Origin of the sequence: Aquabacterium sp. (genome assembly GCF_021768455.1) — a bacterium.
In the GTDB taxonomy this organism is placed as follows: Bacteria; Pseudomonadota; Gammaproteobacteria; order Burkholderiales; family Burkholderiaceae_C; genus Aquabacterium.
This window is the reverse complement of sequence record NZ_JAIZVX010000156.1, coordinates 1-9,832: the sequence shown is the minus strand read 5'-3', so window position 1 is coordinate 9,832 and position 9,832 is coordinate 1. Positions and strand designations below refer to the sequence as shown.

9 protein-coding genes are annotated in these 9,832 nt (G+C 66.2%); 3 read left to right on the top strand and 6 right to left on the bottom strand.

The features are described 5' to 3' along the window. Positions 1–2 precede the first annotated feature (2 nt). Together QZ994_RS16630 and QZ994_RS16625 are read right to left on the bottom strand one after the other, a co-directional pair. Positions 3–665 carry a DUF3619 family protein gene (locus tag QZ994_RS16630; protein ID WP_290874193.1) on the bottom strand — a complete coding sequence of 221 codons (663 nt, stop codon included), beginning with the start codon at positions 663–665 and terminating at the stop codon, positions 3–5. Further along, positions 662–1,246, bottom strand: coding sequence for an RNA polymerase sigma factor (locus tag QZ994_RS16625; RefSeq protein WP_290874190.1), 585 nt, complete (start codon positions 1,244–1,246; stop codon positions 662–664). The genes QZ994_RS16630 and QZ994_RS16625 overlap by 4 nt, the downstream gene beginning before the upstream one ends. 370 nt (positions 1,247–1,616) lie before the next feature. Here QZ994_RS16625 and QZ994_RS16620 point away from each other — a divergent pair, with 370 nt between their 5' ends. From QZ994_RS16620 to ilvC, 3 genes are all read left to right on the top strand, one after another. Further along, positions 1,617–3,398 (top strand): acetolactate synthase 3 catalytic subunit, encoded by a 1,782-nt coding sequence (locus QZ994_RS16620; protein ID WP_290874187.1) that lies wholly within the window; start codon positions 1,617–1,619, stop codon positions 3,396–3,398. 189 nt (positions 3,399–3,587) lie between these two features. Then, positions 3,588–4,079: an acetolactate synthase small subunit gene (ilvN, locus tag QZ994_RS16615; protein ID WP_290874184.1), complete on the top strand. Its 492-nt coding sequence runs from the start codon at positions 3,588–3,590 to the stop codon at positions 4,077–4,079. A gap of 81 nt (positions 4,080–4,160) precedes the next feature. Beyond that, the gene (gene ilvC / locus QZ994_RS16610) at positions 4,161–5,177 is read left to right on the top strand and encodes a ketol-acid reductoisomerase (RefSeq protein ID WP_290874181.1); all 1,017 of its coding nucleotides are present in this window, start codon (positions 4,161–4,163) and stop codon (positions 5,175–5,177) included. A gap of 84 nt (positions 5,178–5,261) precedes the next feature. Here the strand turns inward: ilvC and QZ994_RS16605 are convergent, their stop codons facing one another. The 4 genes from QZ994_RS16605 to QZ994_RS16590 form a co-directional block, all read right to left on the bottom strand. Further along, the gene (locus tag QZ994_RS16605) at positions 5,262–6,689 is read right to left on the bottom strand and encodes a bifunctional enoyl-CoA hydratase/phosphate acetyltransferase (protein WP_290874178.1); all 1,428 of its coding nucleotides are present in this window, start codon (positions 6,687–6,689) and stop codon (positions 5,262–5,264) included. A 19-nt stretch (positions 6,690–6,708) separates the two neighbouring features. Further along, complete coding sequence (locus tag QZ994_RS16600; protein WP_290874175.1) at positions 6,709–8,427, bottom strand: alpha/beta fold hydrolase; 1,719 nt, start codon at positions 8,425–8,427, stop codon at positions 6,709–6,711. A gap of 52 nt (positions 8,428–8,479) precedes the next feature. Continuing rightward, positions 8,480–9,205, bottom strand: a complete 726-nt coding sequence (locus QZ994_RS16595; RefSeq protein WP_290874172.1) for a CerR family C-terminal domain-containing protein — start codon at positions 9,203–9,205, stop codon at positions 8,480–8,482. A 98-nt stretch (positions 9,206–9,303) separates the two neighbouring features. Then, on the bottom strand, positions 9,304–9,832 hold a 529-nt coding region (locus tag QZ994_RS16590; protein ID WP_290874169.1), incomplete at its 5' end, for a GNAT family N-acetyltransferase.

Sequence of the window (9,832 nt, the reverse complement as noted above, 5' to 3'; positions counted from 1 at the left end):
GCTCAGTGTGCGGGGGTGTCGGCCGGAACGGCGGGGGCAGGGTCTTCCACGGCCGAGGCGTCCAGCCTGACTTCGATGTCGGGCGGCTGGATGGCTTCGACCTCGGTGGCCGGGCCGGTGTTGTGGCGCAGGAACTCTTCAAAACCCGGGTCGACGTAAGCCGAAGGCGGCAGGTCGTCGGTCAGCAGGGCCATGTCGACATCGGTCGCGGCCTGCACCTGCTCGTGCTGGTTGTAGCGCTGCACACCCCACAAGCCGGCCAGCAGGGCGATGATGGGCAGGGCCGAGGCAATGCGCCAGCCCCAGGAGACCGGGCCGTCGTCGAGGCGGCGCCCATGGCCGGGTTGGCGGGACTGGCTGCTTTCCTGCCAGGTGCCCAGCAGGCCACCCATCGGGCCCGAAGGGGCGGCAGGGCCGGCGCCGGCGCCAGCCAGGGCCAGTTCAGGCAGGGTCTGAGCGGGGGCTGCCACGGGGCTGAGGGCCTTGACCCGGGCTTCGCGGGCCGTTCGCACGGCCTGTTCGCGGGCCACGCGCAGGCGCTCGGAAATGTCATGCGGCACAGCTTGCGCACCCTCTTCCAGGCGCGCGCTCAGGCGCAGGGCAAAGCGGGCCTCGAGGGCTTCGCGTTGCGCTGCGGTCAGCGGGGTGGTCGGTCGGGTTTTCACAGTGTGATTCCGCGGAGTTTCAGGGCTTTCGACAGGGCTTGCACGGCACGGGAGCAATGGGTCTTCACGCTCCCCTCGGAGCAACCCATGGCGGCGGCGGTCTCGGCCACGTCCAGTTCCTCCCAGTAACGCAGCACAAAGGCTTCCCGTTGACGTCCGGGCAGCTTTCCGATCTCTTCTTCAATTTGAAGCAGGATTTCGGTGCGCCCGGCGGTGTCGTCAGCACCTTCCGTGCCCGACTGCTCGGTGCGCAGCGACTCCAGCAGGTCGAAATCATTGTCGTCGTCGCCGACGGAGGCTTCAAGGTCGCCGATGTTCATGAACACCGCATTGCGTACCTTTTGGCGACGAAACCAGTCGAGCGTGGCGTTCGAGAGGATGCGCTGGAACAGCATCGGCCACTCGTTGGCCGGGCGGTCGGCGTAACTCTGGGCCAGGCGGATCATGCTGTCCTGCACGATGTCCAGTGCCGCGTCTTCGTCGCGCACGGCGTAGACGGCCCGCTTGAACGCGCGCCGCTCGACGCTTCGCAGGAAGTCGTCGAGTTCTTGTTCGGGCGAAGGGCTGGGCAGGGGGGTCAAAGCCAGGGGCCGGACAGCGGCAGGGTGGGCGGCAACAACGCAGCAAAAGGCGGCAGGGGAGGTGCCTGCAGTGCGGGCGGATTATGGCACCGGCCCTCGTGTGTGCAGGCGTGAGAGCCGTGTCTGTTTGAATTGCTCCGAAGGGATGCGATAATGGTGGTCTTTGCGCCATTTCGATCTGGTCTGATGCTGCCGCGTCCTACAGGCGCCAGAGGCAGACCGCGCAGGCTCCAAATCCGCCTCACAAGGGCGAGCGCACGGCAATCCGTTGTCGCAGTGCTGCTGTCATGAGACCCTCCCGGGATCATGGTGGTGTAGAGGGGCACCGATCGTTTTTCGTTAGAGAAATTCGGAAAGGTTCTTCTTCATCATGGACATGTCCCCCGCAGACATCAAGCGCGCCGGTTCGGCCGACGCCCACGCCTCCGCCCCCGGCGGTGAAATCCTCAACGGTTCCGACATCCTGGTGCGCTGCCTGCAGGCCGAAGGTGTGAAGTACATGTGGGGCTACCCCGGTGGCGCCGTGCTCTATATCTACGACGCCCTGTACAAGCAGGACACCATCGAGCACGTGCTGGTCCGCCACGAACAGGCTGCGGTGCACGCCGCCGACGGCTACGCCCGCGCCACGGGCGACGTCGGTGTGGCCCTCGTGACCTCCGGTCCCGGTGTGACCAACGCCATCACCGGCATCGCGACCGCCTACATGGACTCGATCCCCATGGTGATCGTGACCGGTCAGGTGCCGACGCCCGCCATCGGTCTGGACGCCTTCCAGGAATGCGACACCGTGGGCATCACGCGCCCCATCGTGAAGCACAACTTCCTGGTCAAGGATGTGGCCGACCTCGCCCCCACGCTGAAGAAGGCCTTCCACATTGCCCGCACCGGCCGTCCTGGTCCGGTCGTGGTCGACATCCCGAAGGACGTGTCCCTGAAGACGACCGCTTTCCACTACCCCGAGTCGGTGGAAATGCGCTCCTACAACCCGGTGCGCAAGGGCCATGGCGGCCAGATCCGCAAGGCCGTTCAGCTGCTGCTGGGTGCCAAGCGCCCCTACATCTATGTTGGCGGCGGCGTGGTGCTGGCCAATGCCCACAAGGAACTGCGCGAGCTGGCCGACATGCTCGGCTACCCGTGCACCAACACCCTGATGGGCCTGGGCGCGACCGCCGCTTCCGATCCGAAGTTCCTGGGCATGCTGGGCATGCACGGCACTTACGAAGCCAACATGACCATGCAGAACGCTGACGTGGTCATCGCCGTGGGCGCCCGCTTCGACGACCGCGTGATCGGCAACCCCAAGCACTTTGCCCAGGTCGAGCGCAAGATCATCCACATCGACATCGACCCGTCTTCGATCTCGAAGCGCGTGAAGGTCGACATCCCCATCGTGGGCGATGTGAAGGACGTGCTGCTGGAGCTGATCGCCCAGGTCAAGGAATCGACCCAGAAGGTCGACCAGAACGCCCTGGCTGCCTGGTGGAGCCAGATCAACGAATGGCGCAAGCGCGAGTGCCTGAAGTATAAGACTTCGGACGAGGTGATCAAGCCCCAGTTCGTGCTCGAGACCCTGGGCAAGCTGACCGCCGGCACCGACCACTACATCACGTCCGACGTCGGCCAGCACCAGATGTTCGCCGCGCAGTACTGCAAGTTTGAAGAGCCGCGTCGCTGGATCAACTCCGGTGGCCTGGGCACGATGGGCGTGGGTCTGCCCTACGCCATGGGCATCAAGCTGGCCCGTCCGGATTCCGATGTGTTCTGCGTGACGGGTGAAGGCTCGATCCAGATGTGCATCCAGGAACTCTCGACCTGCCTGCAGTACAAGACGCCGGTGAAGGTGCTGTCGCTGAACAACCGTTACCTGGGCATGGTGCGCCAGTGGCAGCAGCTGGACTATGGCAGCCGCTACTCGCACAGCTACATGGACGCGCTGCCTGACTTCGTCAAGCTGGCCGAGGCCTATGGCCACGTGGGCCTGCTGGTGGAGCGCCCCTCCGATGTGGAAGGCGCCCTGAAGGAAGCCATCCGCCTGAAGGACCGCACCGTTTTCCTGGACATCCGCACCGACCCGACGGAAAACGTCTGGCCGATGGTGCAGGCCGGCAAGGGCATCTCCGAGATGCTGCTGGGTTCGGAAGACCTCTGATCCACAGGCAAGCCAGACACTTCACCACGCCCGGCCAGGCTGCCGGGACCACAGGAGGCCGCTTGCCGGCGCCCTTCGGGTGGTTCACTGCAGTCTGCCGGGAACACGCTTCAACGAATCCTCATCGAACAGCGCGCCAAGGCCTTTGGGTTACCGCCCTCTGACTGAAGAGCCGCCAGGACGATCACCATGAAACACATCATTGCATTGCTGCTCGAGAACGAAGCCGGCGCCCTGTCGCGCGTCGTGGGCCTGTTCTCGGCCCGTGGTTACAACATCGAGAGCCTGACCGTGGCCACGACGGAAGACCCGTCGCTGTCGCGCATGACCATCGTGACCCACGGCTCCGACGAGATCATCGAGCAGATCACGAAGCACCTGAACCGCCTCATCGAGGTCGTGAAGGTGGTGGACCTGTCCGAAGGCCCCTTCACCGAGCGTGAGCTGATGCTCATCAAGGTGCGCGCCGTGGGCAAGGAACGCGAAGAGATGAAGCGCATGGCCGACATCTTCCGTGGCCGCATCATCGACGTGACCGACAAGACCTACACCATTGAACTGACGGGCGACGCCACCAAGCTCGATGCCTTCATCGAAGCCATCGACCGCGCCGCCATCCTCGAAACCGTGCGCACCGGGACCAGCGGGATCGGGCGCGGCGAGCGCATCTTGCGCGTCTGACTCTCCGCAGTCTCCCCCGCTGTTTTCAACCACTCGCTTGAGCTTTCAAGCACCAACCCATTTTCCGACGGAGCGACCATCATGAAGGTTTATTACGACAAAGACGCCGATCTGAGCCTGATCAAGGGCAAGAACGTGGCCATCATCGGCTACGGCTCGCAAGGCCATGCCCACGCACAAAACCTGCGTGACTCGGGCGTGAACGTGACCGTGGGCCTGCGCAAGGGCGGTGCCTCGTGGTCCAAGGTGGAAGCCGCCGGCATCAAGGTTGCCGAAGTCAACGACGCCGTGAAGGCCGCTGACGTCGTCATGATCCTGCTGCCCGACGAGAACATCCCCGAGGTGTACAACAACAACGTCGCCCCGAACATCAAGCAAGGCGCTGTGCTGGCTTTCGCCCACGGCTTCAACGTGCACTACAACCAGGTCGTGCCCCGCGCTGACCTGGACGTGATCATGGTCGCCCCCAAGGGCCCTGGCCACACCGTGCGCTCTGAGTACCTGAAGGGCGGCGGCGTGCCTTCGCTGATCGCTGTGTACCAGGACAAGTCCGGCAAGGCCAAGGACATCGCCCTGTCGTACGCTGCTGCCAACGGCGGCACCAAGGGTGGCGTGATCGAAACCAACTTCCGCGAAGAAACCGAAACCGACCTGTTCGGCGAACAGGCCGTGCTGTGCGGTGGTGCCGTGGAACTGGTGAAGATGGGCTTCGAAACCCTGACCGAAGCTGGCTACGCTCCGGAAATGGCCTACTTCGAGTGCCTGCACGAACTGAAGCTGATCGTTGACCTCATGTACGAAGGCGGCATCGCCAACATGAACTACTCGATCTCGAACAACGCCGAATACGGCGAGTACGTGACCGGCACGGAAGTGATCAACGAGAAGTCGCGCGAAGCCATGCGCGCTGCCCTGAAGCGCATCCAGACCGGCGAATACGCCAAGATGTTCATCCTGGAAGGCAAGACGAACTACCCGAGCATGACTGCTCGCCGTCGCCTGAACGCCGTTCACCCGATCGAAACCGTCGGCGCCGAACTGCGCGGCATGATGCCCTGGATCGCCAAGAACAAGCTGGTCGACCAGTCGAAGAACTGATCTGGCGCCGTGGTGTGGGCTGGCCTCTGGCCAGTTCATCACGTCCGATCGGAAGCCGCCGAGGTGCAAGCCCGGCGGCTTTTTTCATGGGTGCAGGCTGGTGAGCTGACCTTCCGCTCGGCTCACCAACAAGGCCAGGGCGGCCGAGGCCAGGCGGGTGCGGGCCGAATCCGTGGCGTTGCCCAGGATGACGGGCACGCGCGCGCCCAGCACGATGCCGGCCACGTCCGCGTCGGCCAGCAGGGTGAGCTGCTTGACCAGCATGTCGCCGGTTTCCATGGTGGGCACGACGAGGATGTCGGCCTGGCCTGCCACGGGCGAGTGCGGGTGTTTGAGCTGGGCGATGCGGGGGCTGATGGCGGCATCGAAGCCCAGCGGGCCATCGACGATGCCGCCTGCGATCTGGTGGCGCTCGAGCATCTTGCTCAGGGCGGCGGCGTCCATGGAGGAGCTGAGTGCGCTGTTGACGCCATCGACCGCCGAGAGGATGGCGACCTTGGGCTCGTCCAGGCCCAGGGTGCGAGCCAGGTCGATGGCGTTTTGCACGATGTCGCGCTTGTCGGCCAGGCTGGGCGTGAGGTTCACGGCCGCATCGGTGATGAGCAGGGGCTTGGCGTAGTCGGGCACATCGGCCACATAGGCGTGGCTGATGCGCCGGTGGGCACGCAGGCCGGTCTGGTGCGAGACCAGGGCGTGCAGCAGCAGGTCTGCAGGCACATCGCCCTGCATCAGGGCCTCGACGGTGCCTGCGCGGGCCAGGGCCATGGCGTGTTGCAGGGCGGGGCTGGTGCCGTGCACCTCGGCCCAGTCGCAGCCGACCAGATCCAGCTGGTGCTCGCGGGCCACGGCCTCGGTGAGGCTGCGGTCGCCCACCAGCACGGGGTGGATCAGGCCCGCGCGGGCAGCTTCCAGGGTGGCGCTGAGGCTGGGCAGGTCGTGCGGGCAGACGACGGCGCAGCGGATGGGCGCCTGGCCTTTCACCAGGGCCATGAGCTGGCCGAAGCGTTCGTGGCGGACCAGGTGCAGTTCGGGCAGGGCGGTGGCTTCGCGCCGGATCTTTTCGGTGGGGGCCAGGACCTCGGCCTCGCCGGTGATGACGGCCTGGCCCAGCTGGTTGGTGCAGACGCAGTCGAGCAGCACGTGGTGCTTCTCGCCCTTGGACTTGACCGTGAGCGTGACCGTGACCATGTCCCCCAGGCCCACCGGGCGGGTGAAGCGCAGCTGCTGGCCCAGGTAGATGGTGCCGGGGCCCGGCAGGCGGGTGCCCAGCACGGTGGAGATCAGCGTGCCGCCCCACATGCCGTGGGCGATGACCTTGTGGAAAGGCGAGGCCTTGGCGTAGGCCTCGTCGAGGTGGGCGGGGTTGACGTCGCCGCTGAGGATGGCGAAGAGCTCGATGTCGGCCTTGGTGAGCGTGCGGGTGAGTGAGGCGGTGTCGCCCACCTGCAGCTCATCGTAGGTGCGGTTTTCGAGCAGGGTGAGCGCCTGAACGGGCTGGTTGTCGAGGGTCATGGTGGGCCTTCAGCCGTGTTCAGCGCTGGAGCACGTAATGGCCGGGTGCGTCGTCCAGCCTGGCGGGGCTGCTGTCGGGCAGGCCCATGCGCGGCGGCGGCACCAGGCCGCTGGAATGGCCGACCAGCCACTGGTGCCAGCTGGGCCACCACGAGCCTTCGCTGTGCGGGGTCTGGGCCTGCCAGGTGTCGGGTGGGGTGTAGGGCGCGCCGGCCTCGCGGTGCTGGATCTGGAAGTGGCGACGCGGGTGCCCGGGCTCGCTGACGATGCCGGCGTTGTGGCCGCCGCTGGTGAGCACGAAGGTGAGGTCCAGCGGCAGAAGGTGCAGCTTGTAGACCGATTTCCAGGGCGCCACGTGGTCGGTCACGGTGCCGACGGCGAAGGTGGGCTGGTGGATGTCGGTGAACCAGATGGGGGCGCCATCGACCTCGTAGCGTCCGCTGGCCAGCTCGTTGTGCAGGAAGAGCTTGTGCAGGTATTCCGAGTGCATGCGGTAGGGCATGCGCGTGGTGTCGGCGTTCCAGGCCATGAGGTCGTTGGGGGCGTCGCGGTGGCCGAGCTGGTATTCCTTCAGCACGCGCGACCAGATCAGGTCATTGGAGTGCAGCAGCTGGAAGGTGCCCGCCATCTGCGAGCCCTTGAGCACGCCTTCTTCGGCCATCATGGCCTCGATGAGGTCGACCTCGCTGTCGTTGATGAAGAGCAGCAGTTCGCCCGCTTCGCTGAAGTCCCCCTGGGCGGCAAAGAGGCTGAGCGAGGCGAAGCGCTCGTCTTTGGCGCGACCCATGGTGGCCGCGGCGATCAGCAGCATGGTGCCGCCGAGGCAGTAGCCCACGCCGTGCACCTTGCGGTCCGGCACGATGCGGTTCACGGCGTCGAGTGCGGCCATCACGCCCTCTTCGCGGTAGGCGTCCATGCCCTTGTTGCGGTCGAGCGCCGTGGGGTTCTTCCACGAGACCATGAACACGGTGTGCCCCTGTTCGACCAGGTACTTCACCAGCGAGTTGTGCGGCGAGAGGTCGAGGATGTAGTACTTCATGATCCAGGCCGGCACGATCAGGATGGGCTCGGCATGGACCTGTTCGGTGGCGGGGCTGTACTGGATCAGCTCCATCAGGTCATTGCGCAGCACCACCTTGCCGGGGGTGATGGCCACGTTGCGCCCCACCTTGAAGGCCTCGACGCCAGCGGGTGGCAGCCCACGGGTCTGGCGCTGCCAGTCGTCGAACCAGTTGGCGCCGCCACGCAGCAGGTTGGCGCCGCCTTCTTCGGCGGTCTGGCGCAGCACCTCGGGGTTGAGCCAGGGCAGGTTGGAGGGGGCAAAGATGTCCAGCCACTGGCGGGCCGCGAAGGCTGCCGTGTCCTGGCTCTTGTGGCTCATGCCGGGCACACCGCGGGTGGCCTGCTCCCAGGTGCGCTCCAGGATCTGAAAGCCCTGGGCCCAGGCGTTGAAGGGGAAGGTCTGCCAGGCGGGGGCGGCAAAGCGCGGGTCGGGGCGTTCGGTGGCGGCCGGCGCGGGCGCTTCAGCCGTGGCCTGCAGGTCTTCAAAAAAGTGGCGCAGCACATCAAGCTGCTTGCCGGGCGAGATGCTCAGGTGCCCCAGCCAGTCGAGGTAGACCAGGGCGGCCTGGATGGGCGAGATGCCACCGGTCAGTTCACCAATGCGGGCATGGGCGTGGCGGTCGAGCTGCTGGACCCAGTCCTGCCAGACGGGATCGGGGGCGGTGAGGGCGTTCATGGTTGGCTCCTGTGCGGGCTTCCGTGCTCTGTACTCTGGACTCGGGCAGGTGTCACCGTGGTGACAAGTGGGCCCTCTGGGCGCCCATCAACTGGTCGATCAGGGTGCGGCGCAGCATGGCCAGCACCTCGTTGCCCCGCTCTGGGGAGAGGCTCTCCCAGTCCATGCGTCGCACCAGCACCCGGTCGAAGAGGCGGTGGGTCAGCACCTGTTGGCACAGGTTGAAGGTGAACAGGCGGGTAGGGGCGGCGTCCGGTTCCTGGCCGATCAGGGGGGCGATCAGGCGGCACAGGGTGGATTGCATCGGCGCGATCACCCGGCCGTAGAGCGGCTCGAAGCCATCGAGGTGGGTCTCGGTCTGGGCCCGCAGGAAGAACATCAGCCAGCTGGCGGGCACCTCTTCGGTCATCAGCAGCCGTGCGTGCTCGATGAGGAAATCGGCGATGAGCTCGCTCAGCACCTCGGGCGTGATCTGTTGCGAGACACCCAGTTGCAGCGCGACCAGGGCTGGCGACTGGCGCTGTGCCATGTAGTCGGCCAGGAAGGTGGCCGACTGAGTGTAGAGGTCTTCTTTGGCGCCGAAGTAATACGGGATGGCACCCAGGTTCATGCCCGCGTGCTGGGCCACCATGCGCGTGGTGGTGGCCTCAAAGCCGTGCTGGCCAAAGAGGTCGAGTGCGGCCATCAGCATGCGTTCCCGGGCCTGCGCCCCGCGGGGCGAACTCAAGGGCTGGGAAGGGCTGACAGGCTGGCTGGGCGTGGGGAAGTCAGTGGGCATGCTGGTGTGAGAAAGGTCTCACCACAGCATGGCAGGGGCCCCGCGCCAAGCCAATCGCCTGACTTGATCTGGCTTAAGCCTCGTGCAGAGAAAGCGTTTCAGCCCGGGGTGTGCGCTGGCGCGCACATGAAGCGGGCGTCTTCACCAAAGCTGGCGAGCTTGAGTCGCAGCGCCTCGGTGGGGGGCTCGGTCAGTGCAAAGCCCTGGCGCGCCCAGTAGGGCACCGAGCCTTGCACCGCGATCAGCGCCAGCTCTCCGAGGCCTTGCCGCAGCGCCTCGGTGCGCGCCAGCCCAAGCAGCGTGGTGGCCAAGCCAGCGCCCCGGGCTTCGGGGGACACGGCCATGTCGTGCAGGTAGAGCCAGCGCGGCTGCGCGGGCGCCTGGCATGCCGTGGCATGCAGCGCAGGAAAGCTGGCGTCGTCTACCGGCAGGGCAAACAGGTAGGCCAGGGGCAGGCCTGCGCGTTCGGCCAGCCAGCACGTGCGGGGCGAGGCCGCCAGCTTGGCCGCGAAGGCCGCCAGGGGCTCCAGGTAGCCCTCTCCATAGCAGGCGGCCTGCAGCGCCAGCACCCCGCGCAGGTCGGCGGGCGTGAGCAGGCGGCGATCTGCGGCGCGGTGCTGGCGGCGC